The organism is Lentzea xerophila (genome assembly GCF_051094245.1).
GTDB lineage: Bacteria > Actinomycetota > Actinomycetes > Mycobacteriales > Pseudonocardiaceae > Lentzea > Lentzea xerophila.
On the sequence record NZ_CP194934.1, the window covers coordinates 6,822,329 to 6,842,538 of the forward strand.

The 20,210-nt window shown below is 68.7% G+C and carries 25 protein-coding genes and 1 pseudogene; 11 read left to right on the plus strand and 15 right to left on the minus strand.

Annotated elements, in window-relative coordinates:
- Nucleotides 1-234: 234 nt before the first annotated feature.
- Entirely contained in the window at nucleotides 235-384 is a 150-nt protein-coding gene (locus ACRSBM_RS32385) for a hypothetical protein (protein WP_434449236.1), read from the minus strand.
- Nucleotides 385-1,164: 780 nt separating this feature from the next.
- On the opposite strand from ACRSBM_RS32385, the gene ACRSBM_RS32390 reads away from it, so the two are divergent.
- From ACRSBM_RS32390 to ACRSBM_RS32400, 3 genes and pseudogenes are all read left to right on the plus strand, one after another.
- The gene (locus tag ACRSBM_RS32390) at nucleotides 1,165-2,022 is read left to right on the plus strand and encodes a thermonuclease family protein (protein WP_434449238.1); all 858 of its coding nucleotides are present in this window, start codon (nucleotides 1,165-1,167) and stop codon (nucleotides 2,020-2,022) included.
- A complete protein-coding gene (locus ACRSBM_RS32395) occupies nucleotides 2,007-2,513 on the plus strand; it encodes a hypothetical protein (protein ID WP_434449240.1) in 507 nt (168 codons plus the stop codon). Before ACRSBM_RS32390 ends, ACRSBM_RS32395 begins: the two co-directional genes overlap by 16 nt.
- 38 nt (nucleotides 2,514-2,551) lie before the next feature.
- A pseudogene (locus ACRSBM_RS32400) lies at nucleotides 2,552-3,025 on the plus strand (ATP-binding protein); the annotation flags it as partial.
- Here ACRSBM_RS32400 and ACRSBM_RS32405 read toward each other — a convergent pair.
- Nucleotides 2,924-3,703 (minus strand): hypothetical protein, encoded by a 780-nt coding sequence (locus ACRSBM_RS32405; RefSeq protein WP_434453542.1) that lies wholly within the window; start codon nucleotides 3,701-3,703, stop codon nucleotides 2,924-2,926. The pseudogene ACRSBM_RS32400 and the gene ACRSBM_RS32405 overlap by 102 nt on opposite strands.
- A 34-nt stretch (nucleotides 3,704-3,737) precedes the next feature.
- On the opposite strand from ACRSBM_RS32405, the gene ACRSBM_RS32410 reads away from it, so the two are divergent.
- Nucleotides 3,738-3,998 carry a hypothetical protein gene (locus tag ACRSBM_RS32410; protein ID WP_434453544.1) on the plus strand — a complete coding sequence of 87 codons (261 nt, stop codon included), beginning with the start codon at nucleotides 3,738-3,740 and terminating at the stop codon, nucleotides 3,996-3,998.
- A 268-nt stretch (nucleotides 3,999-4,266) separates the two neighbouring features.
- On the opposite strand, the gene ACRSBM_RS32415 is transcribed toward ACRSBM_RS32410, so the two are convergent.
- The 4 genes from ACRSBM_RS32415 to ACRSBM_RS32430 form a co-directional block, all read right to left on the minus strand.
- Nucleotides 4,267-4,482: a hypothetical protein gene (locus tag ACRSBM_RS32415; RefSeq protein ID WP_434449243.1), complete on the minus strand. Its 216-nt coding sequence runs from the start codon at nucleotides 4,480-4,482 to the stop codon at nucleotides 4,267-4,269.
- Nucleotides 4,483-4,751: 269 nt separating this feature from the next.
- Nucleotides 4,752-5,216: an SRPBCC family protein gene (locus ACRSBM_RS32420; protein WP_434449245.1), complete on the minus strand. Its 465-nt coding sequence runs from the start codon at nucleotides 5,214-5,216 to the stop codon at nucleotides 4,752-4,754.
- Between the two features lie 198 nt (nucleotides 5,217-5,414).
- Nucleotides 5,415-5,906: an MSMEG_6728 family protein gene (locus ACRSBM_RS32425; RefSeq protein ID WP_434449248.1), complete on the minus strand. Its 492-nt coding sequence runs from the start codon at nucleotides 5,904-5,906 to the stop codon at nucleotides 5,415-5,417.
- A 176-nt stretch (nucleotides 5,907-6,082) separates the two neighbouring features.
- On the minus strand, nucleotides 6,083-6,526 hold the full coding sequence (locus ACRSBM_RS32430) for a DUF4383 domain-containing protein (RefSeq protein WP_434449250.1): 444 nt from the start codon (nucleotides 6,524-6,526) through the stop codon (nucleotides 6,083-6,085).
- Between the two features lie 126 nt (nucleotides 6,527-6,652).
- On the opposite strand from ACRSBM_RS32430, the gene ACRSBM_RS32435 reads away from it, so the two are divergent.
- Both ACRSBM_RS32435 and ACRSBM_RS32440 read left to right on the plus strand, forming a co-directional pair.
- Nucleotides 6,653-6,853 carry a hypothetical protein gene (locus ACRSBM_RS32435; RefSeq protein WP_434449253.1) on the plus strand — a complete coding sequence of 67 codons (201 nt, stop codon included), beginning with the start codon at nucleotides 6,653-6,655 and terminating at the stop codon, nucleotides 6,851-6,853.
- A gap of 87 nt (nucleotides 6,854-6,940) precedes the next feature.
- Nucleotides 6,941-7,666: a hypothetical protein gene (locus tag ACRSBM_RS32440; protein WP_434449254.1), complete on the plus strand. Its 726-nt coding sequence runs from the start codon at nucleotides 6,941-6,943 to the stop codon at nucleotides 7,664-7,666.
- A gap of 161 nt (nucleotides 7,667-7,827) precedes the next feature.
- Here the strand turns inward: ACRSBM_RS32440 and ACRSBM_RS32445 are convergent, their stop codons facing one another.
- Nucleotides 7,828-8,097, minus strand: a complete 270-nt coding sequence (locus ACRSBM_RS32445) for a hypothetical protein (RefSeq protein WP_434449257.1) — start codon at nucleotides 8,095-8,097, stop codon at nucleotides 7,828-7,830.
- Nucleotides 8,098-8,240: 143 nt separating this feature from the next.
- A complete protein-coding gene (locus ACRSBM_RS32450; protein WP_434449259.1) occupies nucleotides 8,241-8,672 on the minus strand; it encodes a hypothetical protein in 432 nt (143 codons plus the stop codon).
- Between the two features lie 1,070 nt (nucleotides 8,673-9,742).
- On the opposite strand from ACRSBM_RS32450, the gene ACRSBM_RS32455 reads away from it, so the two are divergent.
- On the plus strand, nucleotides 9,743-10,513 hold the full coding sequence (locus ACRSBM_RS32455; RefSeq protein ID WP_434449260.1) for a twin-arginine translocation pathway signal protein: 771 nt from the start codon (nucleotides 9,743-9,745) through the stop codon (nucleotides 10,511-10,513).
- 567 nt (nucleotides 10,514-11,080) lie between these two features.
- Here ACRSBM_RS32455 and ACRSBM_RS32460 read toward each other — a convergent pair.
- The 6 genes from ACRSBM_RS32460 to ACRSBM_RS32485 all read right to left on the minus strand — a co-directional run bounded on the left by ACRSBM_RS32460 (nucleotide 11,081) and on the right by ACRSBM_RS32485 (nucleotide 15,892).
- Nucleotides 11,081-11,440, minus strand: a complete 360-nt coding sequence (locus tag ACRSBM_RS32460) for a peptidase inhibitor family I36 protein (RefSeq protein WP_434449262.1) — start codon at nucleotides 11,438-11,440, stop codon at nucleotides 11,081-11,083.
- 88 nt (nucleotides 11,441-11,528) lie between these two features.
- The gene (locus tag ACRSBM_RS32465) at nucleotides 11,529-12,335 is read right to left on the minus strand and encodes an SAM-dependent methyltransferase (protein WP_434449264.1); all 807 of its coding nucleotides are present in this window, start codon (nucleotides 12,333-12,335) and stop codon (nucleotides 11,529-11,531) included.
- A gap of 111 nt (nucleotides 12,336-12,446) precedes the next feature.
- A complete protein-coding gene (locus tag ACRSBM_RS32470; protein WP_434453307.1) occupies nucleotides 12,447-13,652 on the minus strand; it encodes an ABC transporter permease in 1,206 nt (401 codons plus the stop codon).
- A complete protein-coding gene (locus ACRSBM_RS32475; protein WP_434449267.1) occupies nucleotides 13,645-14,319 on the minus strand; it encodes an ABC transporter ATP-binding protein in 675 nt (224 codons plus the stop codon). The genes ACRSBM_RS32470 and ACRSBM_RS32475 overlap by 8 nt, the downstream gene beginning before the upstream one ends.
- Entirely contained in the window at nucleotides 14,316-15,374 is a 1,059-nt protein-coding gene (locus tag ACRSBM_RS32480) for a peptidoglycan-binding protein (protein ID WP_434449270.1), read from the minus strand. Before ACRSBM_RS32480 ends, ACRSBM_RS32475 begins: the two co-directional genes overlap by 4 nt.
- Entirely contained in the window at nucleotides 15,371-15,892 is a 522-nt protein-coding gene (locus tag ACRSBM_RS32485; RefSeq protein ID WP_434449272.1) for a hypothetical protein, read from the minus strand. The genes ACRSBM_RS32480 and ACRSBM_RS32485 overlap by 4 nt, the downstream gene beginning before the upstream one ends.
- A gap of 120 nt (nucleotides 15,893-16,012) precedes the next feature.
- Here ACRSBM_RS32485 and ACRSBM_RS32490 point away from each other — a divergent pair, with 120 nt between their 5' ends.
- Nucleotides 16,013-16,663 (plus strand): response regulator transcription factor, encoded by a 651-nt coding sequence (locus ACRSBM_RS32490; protein WP_434449275.1) that lies wholly within the window; start codon nucleotides 16,013-16,015, stop codon nucleotides 16,661-16,663.
- On the plus strand, nucleotides 16,660-17,871 hold the full coding sequence (locus ACRSBM_RS32495) for a sensor histidine kinase (RefSeq protein ID WP_434449278.1): 1,212 nt from the start codon (nucleotides 16,660-16,662) through the stop codon (nucleotides 17,869-17,871). The genes ACRSBM_RS32490 and ACRSBM_RS32495 overlap by 4 nt, the downstream gene beginning before the upstream one ends.
- 98 nt (nucleotides 17,872-17,969) lie before the next feature.
- Here the strand turns inward: ACRSBM_RS32495 and ACRSBM_RS32500 are convergent, their stop codons facing one another.
- A complete protein-coding gene (locus tag ACRSBM_RS32500; protein WP_434449281.1) occupies nucleotides 17,970-18,623 on the minus strand; it encodes a fasciclin domain-containing protein in 654 nt (217 codons plus the stop codon).
- Nucleotides 18,624-18,811: 188 nt separating this feature from the next.
- Between ACRSBM_RS32500 and ACRSBM_RS32505 the strand changes: the two genes are divergently transcribed.
- Both ACRSBM_RS32505 and ACRSBM_RS32510 read left to right on the plus strand, forming a co-directional pair.
- A complete protein-coding gene (locus ACRSBM_RS32505; protein WP_434449284.1) occupies nucleotides 18,812-19,414 on the plus strand; it encodes a sigma-70 family RNA polymerase sigma factor in 603 nt (200 codons plus the stop codon).
- Nucleotides 19,411-20,133 (plus strand): anti-sigma factor, encoded by a 723-nt coding sequence (locus ACRSBM_RS32510; protein WP_434449287.1) that lies wholly within the window; start codon nucleotides 19,411-19,413, stop codon nucleotides 20,131-20,133. The genes ACRSBM_RS32505 and ACRSBM_RS32510 overlap by 4 nt, the downstream gene beginning before the upstream one ends.
- Nucleotides 20,134-20,210: the final 77 nt, after the last annotated feature.

Here is a 20,210-nt window from a genome sequence, read left to right on the forward strand (position 1 = left end):
AACCCTTGCGAAAGAACTGGGACCACATCGCAGTGCCTCCGTCATCGCCCAGCAGTCCTGTGCCGAGCAGTCCGGTGTCGCACGCCTCGACAGACGGCTCCCCGGTCGGCACCGACGGGGTCGGCCATCGCCGGGGCTGCGGCAAGGCACACGACCGCGGCAACAGCGAGGAAGGTGACGATGCGATGACGCACGAGACCTGATCATGAAGTGGAGGAAGAGGTGCAATCGTCGTCATCGAGTCCATTCCGATTGGAATTTCCCCTGGAAGACCTCCTCCTCCAGTCCGGAAGCCGCCTTGGCCACGAGCTGCATCCCGCTGCGATCCACCAGCAGGACGGTGGCGGTGTCGACCGCGAGCAGCTGACGGGCGCGTTCGACCAATACCTCCAGAAGTTTGTCGAGGTCGAGCCCATGAGCGTCCCGTCCGTCACGGCGCCGAGGACACGCATGCGGATTGACGAACCCCGGGCCTCACCCGTCCAGCTCCGTCCGCGCCAACCACGTCCATAACATTACTTCGCGCAACCGTCAAGCACTACGAATGGCGCCAACCGATACTGAGCCGGCCTTGGTCAGACCGGCTTCAACGAGCCCCGAATGCCTGCCTCGCGGCGACGCCCGCCTGCCCACGGCGCGCAGCGCAATGCCGATGCGATGCTTCACCGGCCCAGGGGTGATGACGACGTTGTCCGCCGCCAGTGGTCGGTCAGGTGGCCATGGCCAGGTTGCGCATCTGGGCGACGCCTCAGGTGGCGTTGCAGACGCCGCCGTGTTCGAGGCAGTGCTCCAAGTCCCTCGGTCATTCGTTCACCTCGTTGCCGACATCGATCCCAGATGGATTCTGAAGTGTGGACGAAAGCAACCGGCAGAAGGCCGAGTGAACTACGAGATGGTGAACGCGGAATGCACATCCGGTGCACAGTGGCCCTGGCCACGGTGCCACCTGCAGCAGTGGCGGCCTCAGTGAAGTCCGGCAGCTTTCGCTCGACGCGCTCAAAACCCACACACCCGGACGAGGCATCGTCGTTCGCTTGGAGCAGCGAGTTGATCCGATCGGCGGGTGAGGGCTGAGGCGGTTTGCTGCCAAACTGCCAGCGGCCGAGCACACCAAGATCGACGCGTCGCCGCCGGACCGTTGATCGACAGTTTGAGGAAGAAAGAGTGCCCCAACTCAACGATCCGGGAGCGTTGCGGCGCTTCTGGTGGCAGAGCACACCCGGCGGGCGTGTGGGCATCGCGTGTTCGAGCGTGGTGCTGAGCCTGGTCGTGACAGGTTTCGCAGTAGCAGACACGACGACGTCCACACAGCAGAAAGTCGTCCGGTCCACGCCGAGCGCCACGCCGAGACCCGGTGATTCTCAGGTCGTCGTGCAGGCGGTGTCCGCGGTGGATCTCTTCAACGGTCTCGACGCGACAACCAGCGAGCTTGTCCGGGTGCGTGTCACGGGCATCCGGTCGACCGGGCCCTGCTGGGCGCATGACGAGCTCGCCTTCGCGCGCACCACGCTCGACGGCAAGCAGGTCCGGCTCCTCGTGGACGGCGGCGGCGCACGCGATCCGGAGGGACGGCTGCTGGTGAAGGTGCAGCTGCCGGCCGGACAGGACTACGCGGAGACTGCCGTGGCAGCCGGAGCGGCTGTGCCGGACTCCGGATCGGACACGCTCCTCACCGCGGCCCAGTCCGAGGCCCGGCAGCACCGGCGCGGCGTGTGGGAGAGCACGTGCGTGCCCAGCACGCCCAGCGCTTCCGATAGCAGCCAACCATCACCACCGCCGTCCTCCGCCGGCGAGAAGACAACGGAGTCCGGCACGACCACGACGCAGCCCGCGCCACCGGTCGAGGTACCGCCACAGCCGACGGTCACCACGACACCCCAGCAGCAGCCACCGGACGATGTCCAGCGAGGCGTGGAGATGGGCGCGCCGTGTTCGCCTGAAGGGGCGCGCGGACTCACGGCCAAGGGACAGGACGTCACGTGCCAGCGCAAGGGAGAGGACCTGCGATGGATGAAGCCGTGAACGTCGACCTGTTCGGCAACCCGAAGCCGGCCGAGGTCGTGGAGAAACCCTCTGCGCGGGGACTGCTCGACGACGGACTCGTCCGCACCACGGGCTGGCTTCAGCTCGGTACGCACGCGGTCAGTTCCGAGGCCTTTTGCGCGCTGGTTTTCTTGTTGCACGGCCTGGTGATCGCGATCGCGCTGGTGCCGGCGAACCCGGTCCTCGCCGGGCTGATCGTGCTGGCCGCGCCGCCGTGCGGCTGGGCGTTGTGGCGCCTCGTCACCACACGGCTGCTGCCCGCGTCGAGAACACGCGGCACCGGCACGGTCGAAGCGCGCCTGCTGGTCCCAGGTGGCTGGGTGCGTGTCCACGGATCGATCGGACCGGCCGGGAAAGTCACCTCGACCACGTCCGGCGGTGACGAAGAGGTGACCGTCTGGTTCGCCGGTGGACTGTGGAGAGTCTGGCCCGTCGATCACCAGGTGCACGTCGTCGAAGTGGTCGACTGAGCTCGGTGCCGCGTGCACACCAGCAGGGAGGCTGAAAGGTGCGTTCGTCGTGGCGGAGTCGCACGACGCTGGTCGGCAGGGAACAGGAGCTGAGCGAACTCTGCGCCGGGCTGCGGGCGGTCGAAGCCGGTGGCGGCGACGCGGTGCTGGTGGAGGGGCCGGCGGGCATCGGGAAATCGCGGTTGCTCGTCGAGCTCTGCGATCTGGCGCGGCGCGACGGTTTCCACGTTCTCATCGCGCGTGCTTCCGCGGCGGAGCGCACCTTCGCCTTCGGCGTGGCGAGCCAGCTTCTCGAACCGCCGCTGTTGTCCTTGCCACCTGCACGGCGCGACGAGTTGCTCGCCGGATCCGCCGCGCTCGCATCCCAGGTGCTGAACCTGACCGCGCTCGGCGAGGAACGTGCCGGACAGTCACTGGACACGTACGCGGCACTGCACGCGCTGTACCGGCTGGTGGCCGCACTTTCTGGGGGTCAGCCGGTGCTCGTCGCCGTGGACGACGTCGAGCAGGCCGACGCGCCGTCGCTGCGCTGGCTGGCGTATCTGTTGCGGCGGCCCGGTTCTGTCCGGGTCACGATGGTGATGACGCGGTGCGCGGGCACCGAGTCGGCTCATCCGGAGCTGCTGGCCGAGGTGACCACTGCGCTGCGGCGCATGTCGCTGCGCGGCCTCGGCCCGGGCGACTGCGCGCGACTGATCGGCGACACGTTCTCCGGCGAGGTCAGCGAGGAGTTCGTCGCGGCCTGCCGGACGGCGACGGGAGGCAATCCCTTCCTGTTGAACGAGTTGGTCCGCGAGCTTGTGGCACTGGACATCTCGCCGACCGGCGCTGCGACAGCGGAGGTGCGCTCCTTCGGGCCCAGGGAGGTCGCGACGGCGGTGCTCACGCGGCTGCGCGAACAAGGGGTGTCTCTCGTGCCGTTGGCCGGTGTGGTCGCCGCACTCGGTCAGGCAGAACCCGAACTGGCCGCCGCGGCATCCGGACTGGAACTGTCCGAAGTGGTCGCGGGCGCGGACGTGTTGGTGCGGATCGGCGTCTTCCGCCCCGGACCGCAGCTGGCCTTCGCTCACTCCATCGTCCGGTCCGCCGTCGAACAGGACCCCGGTGCCGTTGATCACGAGAGGGTGCACGCCCGTGCCGCTCAGTTCCGGCACCGAAGACGGGCGCCCGCGGAACAGGTCGCCTCCCATGTCCTGCGCAGTCCCGCTCTCGCCGACGGGGTGGGTGATCGACGTGCTCGCCGAAGCCGCCCGCTGCGCGGTGACACGCGACGCACCGGAGATCGCGGTGAGCTATCTGCAGCGAGCGCTGCGCCACCAGTTGCCAGAGGCGACGCACGTCCAGCTGCTCCTTCAGCTGGGCATGACCGAAATGCAGGTCGACTCCCGAGCGGCGGTCGACCACCTCGGAGAGGCTCACCGGCGCGCCGCAGACCCGGCGACCGAGGCGCACATCGCCATGGTGCTGGCACAAGAACTCGGCTAACAGGAACGGTACGGCGAAGCGCTGCACATCCTGGACCGCGCCGCCGCCGCGGTCGCGCCGGTCGACCCGGAGCTCGCCCAACGGGTCGAGCTGCACGTCCTGTGCCTGACGATCGACGAGCGCTACACCGAGGCGAACGTCTCCACCCGGCTCGCCGCCCTGCGCAGACGAGATGGCCTCTCACCTTCAACCACGCGGTTCATCGCGGCGATAACGGCGTTCGCGAGTGTCCTGGGCGACCGGACGATCGAGGAGGCCCGTGAACCGGTCATGTTGGTTCTGGCAGTTGCGCACCCACGCCGAGTCGATTCCTGCCGTACTCGACCACGCGGAACCCGCCCGCGTCGTACGCGATGTACGCGATCTTGCTGTCGCCGGTGTCCATCGCGACCTCGTGCACCGACAGGTCATCGAGCCCGCGCGCACAAGCCGGACCCTGCGCCTCCGGGATCGTGCAGGTGTCGGCAGAACCTGCCCCGCCCATGCCTCGGGCACTACTCCCGCCCGGTCACCGGCCTGCTTCTGGGTGCAGGCCGGGCTGGCCACCACGGCACCGACCCCGCCGAGTTCGTCGGCGCCGCGGTGGCGCTCTACTTGCTGTCCAACATCCCGCCACGGGCCGGCCGCGGTGATCCCGGCCGTCATCCCGTTGGGTTTCTGCTGCGGGTTCGACCGTCGAAGACCGGGCAGTGAAGGCGTACCAAACGCACCCCACAGCCGGCCGCCTGTGGCCCGGCGGCCGGTCGGAGACTTTCAGGAGCCGGGGCGGTCGACCTCTCCGCGCCACGCGCCGGTCTCGTGACCACCGCGTGACTCGATGAACTCCTTGAACCTGTTCATGTCACCTTTGACGCGCTGGTCCAGCAAACCGAACTTGTCGGCGACGTTCTCGGCGAACCCGCTGGGGTCGATGTCCATCTGCGCCGTGACCCGGGTGCGGGTGTCGTCCAAGCGGTGGAAGGTGATGACCCCGGCGTGCTGAGGCCCGTCCTCCGATCGCCAGGCGATGCGCTCGTCGGGGTTCTGCTCGGTGATCCTGGCGTCGAACTCGCGTGTCGTACCCGCAACCTTGATCTTCCAATGGACGTGGGTGTCGTCGAGCTGCCGGATTTCTTCGACACCTTCCATGAATTTCGGGAAGGACTCGAACTGGGTCCACTGGTTGTAGGCCGTCGTCACGTCCACGTCCACGTCCACGGACTCGGTAATCGTGCTCATGGTCGTCGGGCTCCTTCTGCCGGGGTGGGCGGTACACCATCTCCCACGGATTACCCGGCGAATCGAGAGAAAAACAGGAAGGATCGAGTGCGGCTTCGTGAACCTGCCAGTGGTCGACCCCGAACGGTGACGTTCGGGTCCCGCGCAACTCGAGAGTTCACGCGAAGTGGGACTCGCCTAAGACTTGGGGTACCGCAGTCAGCGGACCCAGACGATCGGTTCTCTGCGTGGACGATCCGAGGACGGCCAGACGTAGGGCAGATCATCGGGCACATCCGGGAAGTGTGGGCGGTAGTGCTCGGGGGCCTTGCGCACGAGCGCAGACTGGTGACTGCGGTGGAAGTCGCGGTCACCGAGCCACGGTGGAAGATCACCCGCATCGGCCAGCTCGAGCTGGGTGTGTACGAGTTCGAGTCCTGTCGCCTGCCGGAGGTCCTGCCGCAGGGTGGACCGGCAGGTGTCCTTCCGGCCCCTCGCACTCCAGACCGCACAGATCTCCAGTCCGTAACGGACGAGCGCCTCCTCGTAGCCCGCCCACATCGCCGCCGCCGGGTGATGACGCCACCCGTACCCGAACACCGTGAGCGCCCGGAGCACCTGGATCGCCTCTACCCGCTGCTTGCCGAGCCGCAGCGGGTCCAAGACCGTGGCCGTCTCACGGAAGTCGGGGTGGGGAAGGAAGGTCTGCACGGTCTTCCCCGCCACATCCGGCTGACGGGCGGACAGCGGTCGGTGAGGGGCGACCGGCCACACCGGACCGAACGGCCCGTGCTGTACCGGAGAGCGAGCGTCGCCGTGACTCTGGCGGCCTCCTGCTGGCGCGTACGCTTGAGCTCGTCATTCGCAGGTTCCGCGCTGACACCCTGTCACGCCGTCGTCGCTCGCCGCTGAGCACGTCGCAGTGCCACCCCAAGGCCTGTCATCACGACGGCCAAGAACAGGTGAAGCCAGTTGTCCGCAGCGTTCAGCGGTACGAAGTTCGCGGCGCTGTCGTGGTCGACCAGCAGGCCGTAAAGCCACAGGACCGCGTAGACCACTCCGCCGCCGATGAGGAACGCGCTCGCGCCCGCCACTGTGCGCGCCATCATCAAGCCGACGATGCCGAACAGCAGGTGCACGATGTTGTGGAGGATCGACACGTGGAACACTCCGAGCAACATGGCCGTCGACTCGTGGCCGGCGAAGGTCATGCCGTCGTAGTTCGTCGTCAGGCCTGGAATGAAACCGGCGATCCCCACCACCAGGAACACCACCGCCACCACCATGGCCGCGGTCTGGACGGGCTGCCTATGAGCCACCGTCTTTGCCATCGACTCTCCTTAAGATCGGCCGGGCGTCGGGTTCGCCTGCCGTGTAAGGCGGACTACCCCACCGCCCAGGCGTTCATTCCGCCGTATTCCTCCGGATGAACGAGCCGTCGCGGGGCACCCGTCGGTATGACCGTGGATCGGGGACGCACCGAACACCCGGAGGAACCCGCCGAGGGCGGCCGTGAGAAAGGTGAGGAGACCGAGGTGCGCGTACGGGAGGAGCAGCAGAACGAGCGGCCGGAACAGCGACGGTGCACCGCGGACGGATCCGTCGCGAGGTTCGGCTTCCACGCACCGGGTACGCCGAAAGCCATGCGGGAGGACTGAGTCGCCGGCGCGCTCGGCCGCCGACTTGCGATGCGGTTCGGCTCATCCTGTTGGGAAACCTGGTGCTGTCCGACGGAAGGAGTTCGTGTGACCGGTCTAGCACGCGCTGTCGCCAAGCTGGTGGGGCTGGGCGCCACCATGCGAGGCAACCGGCTGTTCCATCCGCGAGGCGTCGTGTTCCGTGCCGCGTTCACCGTCACCGAGACCCAGCGCCACGGGGTGCCGCTGCTGGACGAACCGGGCGACCACTCGGCACTGGTGCGCCTGTCCAAGGCGACCTCGACACCTTGTGGACTTCCAGATGTGCTCGGTCTGGCCATCCGGATCGACGACGCCGGCGGCGAAGGCATCCCCTTGGACCTAGCGCTGGCCACGACCGGCAGCCGACCCGGCCTCCGCCACCTCCTGACGCCCCGCGCCGATTTCGCGACGACCTACACGTCACTGCTGCCCTACCTGGTCGGTGCCCGGCGTCGCCTGGTGGCCGCCGTCTGCGCTGACCCCGCCCGCCACATCGGGGCCGATCTGGCCGAGCTGCCCGGCGCGGTCGCCGCCGCGCCGCTGGATTTCCGGATCATGGTGGCTGAGCTGACCGGACCTTGGCAGCAAGTCGCCACCCTGCGTGTCACCGGCCCTTGCCTTGACGACCACGACCCTCGCTTCGACGTCACCACTCACCGGCTCGACCGCTTCCAGCCACACGGCTGGCTCAACCAGCTCCGTGGCCCGGCTTACCGCGCCTCCCAACGCGCTTCGCGGAAATCGGGCAGGGCAGCCGGACACGAGAGGAGCGGTACCGATGCGGAGGCGTGAACGCCGGCCAGTAAGCGGAACCGGCCTTGCCAACCTCACGACTCGACCACTCGAACATCGAGCGCGAAGCCGGCATGGACGTCGGTGACGCAGGTACCCCCACGTCCTCGTATGCGGCCCGCTCCAGGAGGTTGTCCTGACAGGCGACGACGTGGGTGTACCTATCGCCGAAAGGTCCCCTCCAACACCTTCAGGTAGAAGGCCGAAAGGCTCGGGCGCCCGGTGCACACGGTGACCTTGGATGAACCTGCGCCGGCGAGCTCAGCCCGAAGCACGGTGACCAACTCTCGAGCGCGTTCCATGCTGATCTTGAGTTCCGTGCGCAGCGTGTCCGCCGCGATCGGCCGCTTGTGCACTGCCCAGTGCCGAGCGTCAGCCAGCCGGGCGAGACCAAGCACTTCGTGTCCTCGCTCGGCCGCGTCCTCCTTCACGTCCAACACATCGAGCGCGGGACATCGGCCTCAGCTCCTGCCGTGCGAGCGACTTGCGCGACCGACTGCAGCATGCCCGGCCCACCTCCGCCCAGCCGATCAGCAACACCGGCTCGGCCGCGTCGATCGCCGCCTTCCCGTAGTCACCAGACAGCAGCGGCTCCGCGATGTTGAGCGCCAACGTCACGACGCTCACGAAGAGCGTGAACCGTCGTAGTGGCCGCAGTCCCCTCCTCGGGCGCGCCGTGCAGCGCGGGGTACCTCGTCGCGAGCAGCGAGCCCAGGATCGACAAGTCGGCGGCCGGCGCGGTCAGCGGAGCGACCCAGACAGGAACACCAAGCCGCAGAGCGAGGCTGAGCACGTTGCCGAAGCCGAACAGGAACGTCAGGCCGACCACCGCGGCCATGATCACCGTGACCGCCCGCTCGACATCGTGAACGACCCCGGAAGCGGTGCCCGCGGGGCCCGAGCCGCGCCCGAGATCCCCGACCTGCAACGACTCGGGGTGACACGACGCGACAGGAGTACCCGATGCATTCTGACTCTTACGTGCAGAAACGGCACTCACCGACATCACCCGACACCACCGTCGAGGGCAACCCGAGGACTCTTGATCAGCGGGTCGGGGTTCGAGTCCCTGGCGGCGTACTCCGGAGAAGCAGGTAGAGATTCGTCTCTACCTGTTTCTTTGCTTTTCGGGTGCTCATCCGAATCGTTCCTTTCTGCGCTGTGGATCATGGTTGGTGCGCCCGAGATGAGCCCGAGACGCGGATGATCTTCGATCGCCGGACGTTGTCTCGCGGGCGACCTGCGGCAGCACGCCGGCGTTGGTGTCCGCGGTGATGGTGAGGAGTGCCGCAGCATGCTGGGCACGACCTTCATGTTCGCTCCCGAGGCAAGCGCGAAGGTCGCGGCGGGGTGCAGGGGTGAGCCGTCCAGCTCGGTGAACATGAGGCCGAGATCGACCCACGCGTCTCCGGCTGCCTCTCGTTCGCGCCGCTGCCTGGACCGGTGAGCGAACAGCTCCAGGACGGTCCCGCAGTCGAGCCTCGGTCCACACGAGCGGCTTGGGTCGCACCTCAGGAGGAAGCTCGACCTGATGTGCGCGGGGTCGTGCTCATCCACCCCAACCGGGAGGGCACCGCCAACGTCCTCCAGGGCCGATGGCGTGGGTGCGCGGTCCGGGGCCCGCACGCCCGACGCGGTGGAACTGCACCGCCGGCTGCCGAGGTGGTAGAGGCGTCCGACCAGGTCCAGGTTCGCGAACCCGGTCAGCTACTCGTCGACAGCCGCGTACTGCCCGGAGACGCCGATCTGCGCGCGCAACCCGCGGGTGTCCCGCGACCACGCCGGACCCCGCGACAGTCGCCGTGCCGCCGTCCGGAGGTAATAGCGTGATGAAGACAAGAACTGGGAACGGCCCGGACCACGTGAATTGCCTCATGCGCAACGCTTACGGGTTCCGGTAATCGGCCCATCAGTTCCACGAATAGTGATTCGTGATGGCAGCAGACGGGTGAATCTTCTCGACAGCGAATCTGGCGGTCTTGGACAGTTCCTTTGTGCGAGGTTCCCCTGCAGCCACTCACCACGTGCATTCCGTTCCCACCACGCACAGCGAACGGTATGCCCGAAAGGAACTCCATGCACGACGACGATGAGCCGGTAGGCCGTGTACTCGGCCGGCGGCAGGCGCTGATTCTGCTCGGCGCCGCAGGCGCGACGCTCACGGTCGCGGGATCTCCCGCGGCCGGCGCCACCCAAACCGCCGGCGGCCCCGAGGTCTGCGCACCGGCGCTGAACTGCGTGGTCAAGCCGGAGCAGATGGAAGGTCCTTACTTCGTCGACAGGATGCTCAACCGGTCCGACATCCGAACCGACCCGGCCACCGGTCAGCCGTCGGCCGGAACGGCGCTGACGCTCAACTTCACCGTCCAGGCGGTCCGCCCAGGACAGTGCACCCCGCTACCCAACGCCATAGTGGACATCTGGCAGTGCGACGCGTTCGGGCTTTACTCGGACATCCCGTCACAGGGAAGTTCCGGCCGCCGTTTCCTGCGCGGCTACCAGAACACCAATACGGATGGGAAGGCCCAGTTCATCACCATCCTGCCCGGCTGGTACACCGGCAGGACACTCCACATCCACATCAAGATCCGGACGATCGGCACCAACGGCCGTCCGTACGAGTTCACGTCCCAGCTGTACTTCACAACCGCGTTCGGCGCGGCCTACCTCCGGACCCAGCCGTACGCGCGCAAAGGCCCCGCGGACACCACCAACAACAGGGACTCCATCTACCTGAGAGGTGGTGCCCAGATGCTGCTGAACCCAACCAGCACCGGGGCCGGCTACAGCGCGGACTTCGCGATCGGTCTCGACCTGTCCAACACCCAGGTCGGCCGGCCCGACTGATCGGGACGTTCGCTCAGTGACCGGCGCCGCAGCGGAAAACCGCTGCGGCGCCGTTCGTTCAGCCGTTGTGCTGAGCGGTGACGGCCTCCGTCGTGCTTAACGTGCCGGATCAGCGGGTCCGGGGTTCGAGTCCCTGGCGGAGTACTCCGTCTCCGCGTGGATCACGCCTGGCCGCGGCGCGGACCGTGCCCATCGCCCCGACCGGCCAGTCCTGGCTGGAACGCCAGTGGGGCCGGTCGACGGGTCGCCGGGCAGTCACTGGAGCCGGCTGAACCTCACCATGCCGAACGGTGACGCGGTGGCCGTCTGGGACGCCGTCGGCGCTACCGGCGAGACGCACGCCTGGGCAGAGGTACCCGACCCGGTGGATCGTCAGCATCCCGGCGCTGAAGACCCGTCTCACGGTGCAGGTCACCGGTAGCCCGGGGCAGGAGATCGTTCTCGGCGGCAACGGACGCCTGACGGCCACCGCCGCCTTCGAAGGCACCTACCGCGGCGCCAAGGTCACCGGTAGGAACTTCGCCGAGATAGGCGGCGGAACTGCACTAAAACGCGACAACCACGACCTTAGTTGTGCACGATGCAGTTCGGGTTCTTTTCTCCAACCCGATACGACGTGATCGCGTCGTTCAGCAGCGGCTCGATGGCCGCATCCGACGATCCCGGCGCAAAGGCGATGCAATAAGGAACACAACTGGCGCCTGGAGTGCAGGTGTATTGGAACTGATAATTGGAGTGTTCGTACACCGTCACCCAGGAGCTGGTCCGGTTCCAGACCGATGTCGCCCTGTCGTTGAACCAGCTGCCGACGTTGGAAACCGATCCGGGGGTCGAGTGGAACATCCCTCCATAACTGGAGTGCTCCCACATGCAGAAATGCCCGGAAGGGCACTGACTGTAGTGGGCGCTTGCCGATGGAGTCTTCACTCACCCGCCATGGACGCTCGCGCAAATACCTTTGCCCTTACGCGCGCCATTTCCGCGGCCCGGAGAGCCGGACGCGCCCGGCGAGTGGTCAGCGCTTGCGACCGACAGCGGCCAGCCCGCTGAACCGCTCCGGGTGGTCGTCGACGTCGTCGAGTGACGCGGGCCGCCACAGCGGCAGGAACACCACTCCTGGGTCGACCAGGTCGAAGTCGGCCAGCAGGTCGGCGACCTGCGGCTTGGAGCGCATGGTCATCGGAGTCGGGGTGCGGCGGTAGAGATCTTGGTGCGAGCCGGCTTTCTCGGGTTGCCCGTCCTGGCTGGCGTGCGAGACGGCCAGGAAGCTGCCGGGTGCCATCGCGTCGCGGTATCCGGCGATGATGGCGGCCGGGTCGTCGCTGTCGGGTACGAAGTGCAGCACCGCGACCATCATGACCGCGACCGGCTCGTCGAAGTTCAGCAACGAGCGCACCTCGGTGCTGCCGAGGACCTGGTCCGGGCTGCGCAGGTCGGCGTGCACCACCGCGGTCTGGTTGTCGTCGCCGAGGATGCTGCGGCTGTAGGCGACGGCGACCGGGTCGATGTCCACGTAGACGACCCGCGCGTCGGGGGCCGCGTCGCGGGCGACCTCGTGGACGTTGCCCACCGTCGGGATGCCCGAGCCGAGGTCGAGGAACTGCCGTACGCCCGCGTCGACGCAGAACCGGACGGCGCGGCGCAGGAAGGCCCGGTTGGCCTGCATGATCAGCGGCAGGTCCGGCCACATCGCGATCGCGTGCTCGGCCATCTCGCGGTCCGCGGCGAAGTTGTGGGCGCCGCCCAGGTAGTAGTCGTACACCCTGGCCGCGCTGGGACGGGTCAGGTCGACTTCCGCCGCCGCCACCGGTTCGTACGCCACGCTCGCCTCACCCGGGAGTCGTCTCGTTGATCCGCTGAGCCGGATCAGTCCTCCAGGTGACGCTACCGCCGATGCCGCGCACGTACGACACACAGGCGACCAGCCGGTGTGTCACGGTGTGGCCAGTGCTTCGGTCGGTGACATGCGGCTGGCCCGCATCGCCGGGTACAGCCCGGCGACCACGCCGATGACCATCGTCGCGGCGACGCCGTCGGCGGACGCCCACGCCGGCACGACGGACGGCCAGTCCTGGTAGGACGCGTAGATGACGGTGACCACGACACCGAGCAGTACGCCGCCCAGGCCTCCCAACGCGGACAACAGCAGGGACTCCGCGATGAACTGGACGCGCACCTGTCCGCGCGTCGCGCCGAGCGACCGCCGCAGCCCGATCTCCGCGCGCCGTTCCAGGACGGAGATCACCATCGTGTTGGCCACGCCCACACCGCCGACCAGCAACGCGACCGCGCCCAGCCCGAGCAGCAGCCCGTTCAGCGTCTGGTCGGTCGCCTGCTTGGCGGCCAGCGCGTCGGACGGGCGGGAGACCGAGACCTCGTTGGGGTTCTCCGGGTTCGCTGTCGCGGCGAGAACGGACTGCACCGCCTCGACGGCGTGCTCATCCGCTCGCGTGTAGACAGTCGTGGCGTAGCCGTCGAACTTCAGCGACTGCTCGGCGACCGGCCAGCCGATCAGCGCGGCCGTGTCCAGTTCGGGTGCCAGCGGTACGGCGGCCAGCACGCCGACCACGGTGAACCACCGCTCGCCGAGGTGGACCTGCTGTTGCGGGCCGGCCGCGTCGACGCCGAGCCGTTCGGCGGCCTTCTGCCCGAGGACGACCGCGGGATAGCGGCCGTTGGCCTCGTTGAGGAAAGCGCCGCTGACGACCGTGCCGCCCACGGTGTCCAGGAGGTTCGTCCGTGCCGCCAGCACGGCGATCCCGCCGGACTGCGCGTCGGGGACGTGGTCGTTGCGGTACACCTTGGCGCCCATCACCTTCCCGGTCGCCGAGGTGGAGGTCACCGGCTCGATCCGGTCGATCATCGCGATGGCGTCGTCCGGCAGGTGGCTCTGCTCCCCGAACAGCGACTGGCCCGGGCCGACGGTGAGCAGGTTCGTGCCCAGCGCCGCGAGCTGCCGGTCCAGGTTCTCGCGGCTGGAGGTGGAGATGCCGACGACCGCGATCATCGCCGCGATCCCGATCGCGATGCCCAGCGCCGACAGGAAGACCCGCAGCGGCCGGGCACGCAGGCCCGCTCCCCCGACCCTGAGCACGTCGCGGACGCTCAGCCGCGCGGGACGCAGCCGGTGGTCAGGCATGGCGATCACCGATGATCCGCCCGTCCCGCATGTCCACCTGGCGCGGCAGACCGGCCGCGATGTCCCGGTCGTGGGTGATGACGACGACCGTCGTGCCCGTCTCGTTCAGCTCGCGCAGCAACGCGATCACGCCCGCCCCTGACTGGGTGTCGAGGTTCCCGGTCGGCTCGTCCGCCAGCAGCAACGCGGGTTCCCCGACGACCGCGCGGGCGATCGCGACGCGCTGCCGTTCGCCGCCGGACATCTCGTGCGGCCGGTGGTCCACCCGGTGCGCCAGGCCGACCCTCTCCAGCGCGGCCTTCGCCCGGCTTCTCCGTTCGCGCAGGTTCGTTCCGGTGTAGAGCAGGCCGTCGGCGACGTTGTCCACTGCGGACACACCGCTGGCGAGGTGGAACTGCTGGAACACGAAACCCAGCACACGGGCGCGCAGCGCGGACAGTTCGCGGTCTGTCAGGGTGCGCACGTCGTGGTCGTCCACGTGCACGCTGCCTGAACTCGGCAGGTCCAGCGTGCCGATCATGTTGAGCATCGTCGACTTCCCCGAGCCGGACGGCCCGACGATTCCCACGAACTCCCCGCGGGAGATGGACACGCTCACGTTGTCCAGCGCGGTCACGTCACCGGAGTACACCCTGCTGACCCCGCGCAGCTCGACGACCGGGGTCACTTCGGCACCCCCACGACGACTCCCTCGCTGATCCCGGAGCCCTTGACCTCCACCTTGCCGTCGGCGAACATGCCCGTCTCCACGGCGACGTACCTGCTGCCGGATCCCTCGACGACCTGCACGCCATAACCACCTTCGGCCAGCGCCACCAGCGCGCCGACGGGGACCGCGAGCACGTTCTCGCGCTTGCCCGACACCAGGGTGACGTCGACCGGCGCCGAGTCGAGCCGGCCCGCCGCCGCCTGATCCGCCAGCTCCACCACGACCTCGATCGTGCTCGTGGTGGAGCTGCCCTGCTCGGCGGGCGCTGCCGTCGCGACGCTGCCGACCGACGCCACCGTCGCGGGCACGGTCTTGCCATCGGGCAGCGTGACGGTCGCCGAAGTCCCTTGGCCGACAAGGTGTTGCTTGGCCACGTCCAGGTCGACCGTGACCGTCTTCGTCGTCGCGGTGTAGGTGAGGATCTGGCCGTTGGCCGGTGCGCCGACCTGTGCCTTCAGCTCGGCGACGCGCACCTCGCCCGGCACGACCACGACGTCGGAACGCTGCACCGTCCCGTTCTGCGGCTTGCCGAGATCCTTCTGCCACTGCCTGACCGCGGTCGCGGTGGCCCAGGTGAACTCGTTGTCGACCGTGAATCCCTTGTACCCCAGCGCGTGCAGGTTCTCCTCGAACTGCTCGACGTCGTTGCCCTCGACGCCGGGCTGCAACGTCCGATACGGCGGGATGGTCCCGTGGAGCGCGGGAACCGGCCGGTCGTCGACCGAGAGCGCGATCTTGCCGCGGGTGAGCACCTCGCCGGGCGCGGGCAGCCAGGTCACGGTTCCCTCACCGGTCCGCAGCAACGGGTTCGGCGTGCCGTGTCCCAGGGTTCCGGCCACCTTCTCGGTGCTGGTCAGCGTGCTCGACGTGACCTTGGCCGTGCCTGGCGGCCGTGTACCGGCCGGTGGCGGCGCCGGATCCGTTCCGCCGAGCCCGAAGGCTGCCACGCCTCCAGCCCCGGCCACGACGACCACGGCTCCCAGGCCGACGGCCAGGCGTGCGGTTCGTTTCACCGGCCGCGTCCTTCCGGCATCTTGTCCCGGCACGCCTCTATCGCCTTCTGGAACGCCGGGCTGTTCCGGTCGATGGTCAGCATCTCGCCCATGCCGAGGTTCGGGCTGTTGGGATCCGGGTCGGGCACGTCGACCCCGTTGTCCCGCAGGCATTGCGTGAGCTGACGCAGCTGGTCGACCAACTCCGGGTCGGCGGCGCTCAGGTCCTTGCCGCCGGGCAGCACCGACTGGCAGGCCTCCATGGCCTTCTGGAACGCCGGGCTCGCGGGATCGATCTCGGACCTGTCCCAGTCGCCGAACCCGTCCGGGCCCGGATCGGGCACGTTGATGCCGTTGTCGCGCATGCACTTGGCGAACTTCTGGTTCTGCTCCTCGGTGGTGCCCGCCTGGGACGTGCTGGTCGACGGCGAGCCGGTGCCGTCCCCGCCCGCGGACGCGATGCCCTCGTTCGGATCCGGCTCACTGCCGCACGCCCCGAGGAGCACGAGCAAGGTGAGTACCGCCACGGTTCGTCGCATGGCCCTGTTCTCCCTCCGATGTGGACACGCCACAGTCGAGCAGGACGGCGATAACCACGGCGTAACTCGCTGAGCGGAGTTAACGGCGGCGTTATGGCCACCTCGCCGATGATGGGAACCATGCGAATACTGGTGGTCGAGGACGAACCGATCCTCGCCGACGCGATCGCCGAGTGGCTGCGGCGGGAGACGTTCGCGGTGGACGTCGTGCACCGCGGCGACGAGGCGCTGGACCGGCTCGCCGTGAACGACTACGACGTGCTCGTGCTGGACCGCGACATCCCGGTGGTCCACGGCGACGAGGTGTGCCGCTCGGTCACGGGTGGCCCGACCCGGATCCTGATGCTCACCGCCGCCTCGGGCGTCCGTGACCGCGTGGCGGGACTGGGTCTCGGTGCCGACGACTACCTGCCGAAGCCGTTCGCGTTCGTCGAGCTGTCCGCGCGGGTGCACGCGCTGCTCAGGAGAGCCAGGCCCGCCGTGCCGCCGGTGCTGGAGCGAGCCGGGCTGACGATCGATCCCGGCAGACGCCGAGCCGGCCGCGACGGTCAGCCGATCTCGTTGACCAACAAGGAGTTCGCGTTGCTGACCGAGCTCGTCCGTGCCGACGGCGCGGTGGTGTCCACCGAGCAGCTGCTGGAAAAGGTGTGGGACGAGCACATCGACCCGTTCACCAACGTCGTGCGGGTGACCATGATGAAACTGCGCCGCAAGCTCGGTGACCCGCCGGTCGTGGAGACGGTCGCGGGCGTGGGGTACCGGATCCGATGAACCGCCTGCTGCCGCGCAACTGGACGATCCGCGGCCGGCTGACCGCCCTGTACGGCTCGCTGTTCTTCGCGGGTGGCGCGGTCCTGCTGACCCTGACCTACGTGCTGGTCTGGCAGATCCTCGACCGCACCAAGCTCGGCGCGCCCGACTCCGACGCGATTCGCCTCGCGCTGACCCGGTTCGGCCTGCTGCCGGACAGGGACCAGAGGACCGAGGAGGTCGCCCAGCTGGCGGCCACCCTGCAGGCGGCGCAGGAGCAGCAGCGCCAGGAGATCCTCAACTCGCTGGTCACCAAGGGCGCGTTCACCCTGGCCGTGGTCGGGCTGGTCGCGGCACTGCTCGGGTGGCTGCTGGCGCGGCGCGCGCTGCAGCCCGTGCACAAGATCACCGAGACCGCGAACCGCATCGCCTCCTCGGGCGCGAGCCGTGGCCTGCACGAACGCATCGCGCACACCGGGCCTCGCGACGAGATCACCGAGCTCGCCCGGACGTTCAACGCGATGCTGGAACGCCTCGACCACGCGTTCGGCGGGCAGCAACGCTTCATCGCCAACGCGTCCCACGAGCTGCGCACCCCGCTCGCGGTGAAACGCGCACTGATCGAGATCACCGTCACCCGCCCGGAGACGTCGAAGGACGCCGTGCGGCTCGGCGAGTCGCTGCTGGAGATCAACTCGCGGCACGAACGGCTCATCGACGGCCTGCTGACCCTGGCCGACAGCGAGAACGAGCTGGTCGAGCGCACGCCGCTCGACCTGTCCGACGTCACCGGGCACGTCATCGGGCAGCTCGAACGCGCCGCCGGGGCTGCCGCGGTCCGGATGGAACCGGCGGCTCTCGCACCGGCGCCCGTGCTCGGTGACGCGGTCATGCTCGAACGACTGATCCAGAACCTGACCGAGAACGCCATCCGGCACAACGCTCCCGACGGCTGGGTCAGCGTGCGGACCGGCTCGGACAACGGCTGGAGCACCGTCACCGTCAGCAACTCCGGACCCGTCGTACGACCCTACGAGGTCGACCTGCTCTTCCAGCCCTTCCGCCGCCTCGACCGGGAACGCACGGCGGGTGAACGCGGATTCGGCCTCGGCCTGTCGATCGCCCGCGCGATCAGCCGCTCCCACCAGGGCGACATCGTGGCCGTGCCCCGGCCGCAGGGAGGCCTCGACGTGACGCTCAGGCTGCGACAAGCCCCAGCCGGCCCATAACGGCCGAAAACCCAAACGCACCCACGCCCGCAGGTCGCGGAGGTGGGTGCGCGGGTACCACGCGTGGCGCCGTCGGAGAACCGGCTGGAACGCGCGGGTCAGGCGGGCATCAGCACCGAGTCGATCAGGTAGACGGTGGCGTTGGCGGTGTGCACGCCGCCGCAGATCACGTTGGCGTCGTTGACCTTCAGCGCGTCGCCGGAGCCGGTGACCTTGACGGTGCCGGTCTGGACGGTCTTCTGCTCGCCGGTGATCTTGTCGGGCGAGATCTGGCCGGGGACCACGTGGTAGGTCAGGATCTTGGTGAGCAGCGCGTCGTCGGTCTTGAGCTTCTCGATCGTGGCGGCGTCGATCTTCGCGAACGCCGAGTCGACCGGCGCGAAGACGGTGAACTCGCTGCCGTTGAGCGTCGAGACGAGGTCGACCTTCGGGTTGAGCTTGCCGGACACGGCGCTGACCAGCGTCGTGAGCAGCGGGTTGTTGCTCGCCGCGACGGCGACCGGGTCGGCGGCCATGCCCGACACGGAACCGGAGCCGGAGGGAACCTGCTTGGCGTAGTCGGCACAGCCGGGGCCGACGAGGTCGCGGGCCGGGTCGGCCATCGCGGCCGACGAGGTCGTCGCCGTGGAGGTGGGAGCGGCGCTGGACGAGGTGCCGGTGCCGGCCATGTCACTCGAGCCGCAGGCAGCGCCGAAGAGGGCGAGCGAGACGGCGCCGGCGGCCAGGACGGTGCTGCGGACGGTCTTGTTCATGACAGGACATCTCCAAGGGGTGGTCGAGCAGTTGCTGACCGTGATTCGGCACGCCCTGGAGAACGGATGGGTGCGGTTATGAACCCGTTACCCGCCGCGGCTGACCGGAATGTGACGGCACATTCACCACCGATCCAACGCGGCCCCTGGCACGAACAACAGAGGACGAGGCGAGGAGAGGACCCACGATGCCGAACCGTGAGCGGTCGTTGCAGGGCGTTCCGTCCGACGCCGCCCGCCCGGCCGAGCCGACGCCCGACGACCTGCTGGCGCTGGTGGCACGAGGCGACGAGGCCGCGTTCGAGCGGTTGTACGACCTGATGTCCGGCGTGGTGTTCGGGCTGATCAGGCGCGTGCTGCGGGACCAGGCGCAGTCGGAAGAGGTGTTCCAGGAGGTGATGCTCGAGGTGTGGCGGACGGCGACCAGGTTCGATCCCGGCCGAGGCAGCGCCAACACCTGGATCCTCACGCTGACGCACCGCCGTGCCGTCGACCGGGTCCGGTCCGCGCAGGCCGCGGTGCACCGCGAGGACCGCGCGGCCCGCCTCGACCCGGCCAGGCCGTTCGACGAGGTGAGCGAGCAGGTCAACGGCCGGCTCGAACAACGCCAGGTACGCCGGTGCCTGAGCTTCCTGACCGAGCTGCAACGCGAGTCCGTGCTGCTCGCCTACTACCAGGGCTACTCCTATCCGGAGGTCGCGAGCCTGCTGAGCATCCCGCTCGGCACGGTCAAGACCAGGATGCGCGACGGCCTGATCAGACTGCGCGACTGCATGGGGGTGACCGGATGAGGACCACATCCGCTGATCTGCACACGCTCACCGGTGCCTACTCGGTGAACGCGTTGTCGGAGGTCGAACGGGCCGCCTTCGAGGCACACCTGGTCCGCTGCGAGAGCTGCGGTGTCGAGGTCGCCGAGCTCACGGCCACCGCTGCGCGTCTCGGTGCGGCGGTGGAGTTCGCACCACCCGCCCACCTGCGGGCCCGCGTGCTCTCGGCCGCGGCCGAGACACGCCAGGTCTCTCCCCACGCGGTACGGATGCCGCGGAGCACGAGCCGCACGCGCTGGGCGGGAGGCCTCCTCGCGGCGGCCTGCCTGGTCGCGGCGTTCTTCGTGACGGTCGAGTACACGCAGTCCAGCCAGGAACGGCAGCTCGCCCAGCTCTCGAGCGAGTACGGCCGGTTCTCCGACCTGCTGTCCACGCCGGACGCGAGACTCATCAGCGGCACCCTCCCGAACGGCACCAGCGGCACCGTGGTCGTGTCGGCCGGCCGCGACGAACTGCTGTTCCTCACCAGGAACCTGCCGGAGGCGCCCGACGGCAGGACCTACCAGCTCTGGGTCGTCGGCCCGGACGGCCCGCGCTCGGCCGGACTGCTCGACTCGCCTGCGGCGCCGGTGCTGGCCTCGGGGTTGTCCGGCGCGCAGAAGGTCGCTCTCACCATCGAGCCACGAGGAGGGTCGGCGAAACCCACCACGGACCCCTTGATGGCGATGTCACTCACATGACCCGCGGTCCCTCGCGGAGCTCCCCGGAACGGTCCTGGCGCGGCACGACGGTGTCACGCCGACGTGTGTGGTTCGCG

Bases quoted from the DNA above. Each gene is read 5' to 3' on its own strand.
- ACRSBM_RS32455 (WP_434449260.1), top strand. From the start codon at position 9,743: ATGCACGACGACGATGAGCCGGTAGGCCGTGTACTCGGCCGGCGGCAG.
- ACRSBM_RS32415 (WP_434449243.1), bottom strand. From the start codon at position 4,482: ATGGGCGGGGCAGGTTCTGCCGACACCTGCACGATCCCGGAGGCGCAG.
- ACRSBM_RS32420 (WP_434449245.1), bottom strand. From the start codon at position 5,216: ATGAGCACGATTACCGAGTCCGTGGACGTGGACGTGGACGTGACGACG.
- ACRSBM_RS32495 (WP_434449278.1), top strand. From the start codon at position 16,660: ATGAACCGCCTGCTGCCGCGCAACTGGACGATCCGCGGCCGGCTGACC.
- ACRSBM_RS32450 (WP_434449259.1), bottom strand. From the start codon at position 8,672: ATGTCGGTGAGTGCCGTTTCTGCACGTAAGAGTCAGAATGCATCGGGT.
- ACRSBM_RS32470 (WP_434453307.1), bottom strand. From the start codon at position 13,652: ATGCCTGACCACCGGCTGCGTCCCGCGCGGCTGAGCGTCCGCGACGTG.
- ACRSBM_RS32505 (WP_434449284.1), top strand. From the start codon at position 18,812: ATGCCGAACCGTGAGCGGTCGTTGCAGGGCGTTCCGTCCGACGCCGCC.
- ACRSBM_RS32485 (WP_434449272.1), bottom strand. From the start codon at position 15,892: ATGCGACGAACCGTGGCGGTACTCACCTTGCTCGTGCTCCTCGGGGCG.
- ACRSBM_RS32490 (WP_434449275.1), top strand. From the start codon at position 16,013: ATGCGAATACTGGTGGTCGAGGACGAACCGATCCTCGCCGACGCGATC.
- ACRSBM_RS32395 (WP_434449240.1), top strand. From the start codon at position 2,007: ATGGATGAAGCCGTGAACGTCGACCTGTTCGGCAACCCGAAGCCGGCC.
- ACRSBM_RS32430 (WP_434449250.1), bottom strand. From the start codon at position 6,526: ATGGCAAAGACGGTGGCTCATAGGCAGCCCGTCCAGACCGCGGCCATG.
- ACRSBM_RS32500 (WP_434449281.1), bottom strand. From the start codon at position 18,623: ATGAACAAGACCGTCCGCAGCACCGTCCTGGCCGCCGGCGCCGTCTCG.
- ACRSBM_RS32405 (WP_434453542.1), bottom strand. From the start codon at position 3,703: ATGGGAGGCGACCTGTTCCGCGGGCGCCCGTCTTCGGTGCCGGAACTG.
- ACRSBM_RS32510 (WP_434449287.1), top strand. From the start codon at position 19,411: ATGAGGACCACATCCGCTGATCTGCACACGCTCACCGGTGCCTACTCG.
- ACRSBM_RS32435 (WP_434449253.1), top strand. From the start codon at position 6,653: ATGACCGTGGATCGGGGACGCACCGAACACCCGGAGGAACCCGCCGAG.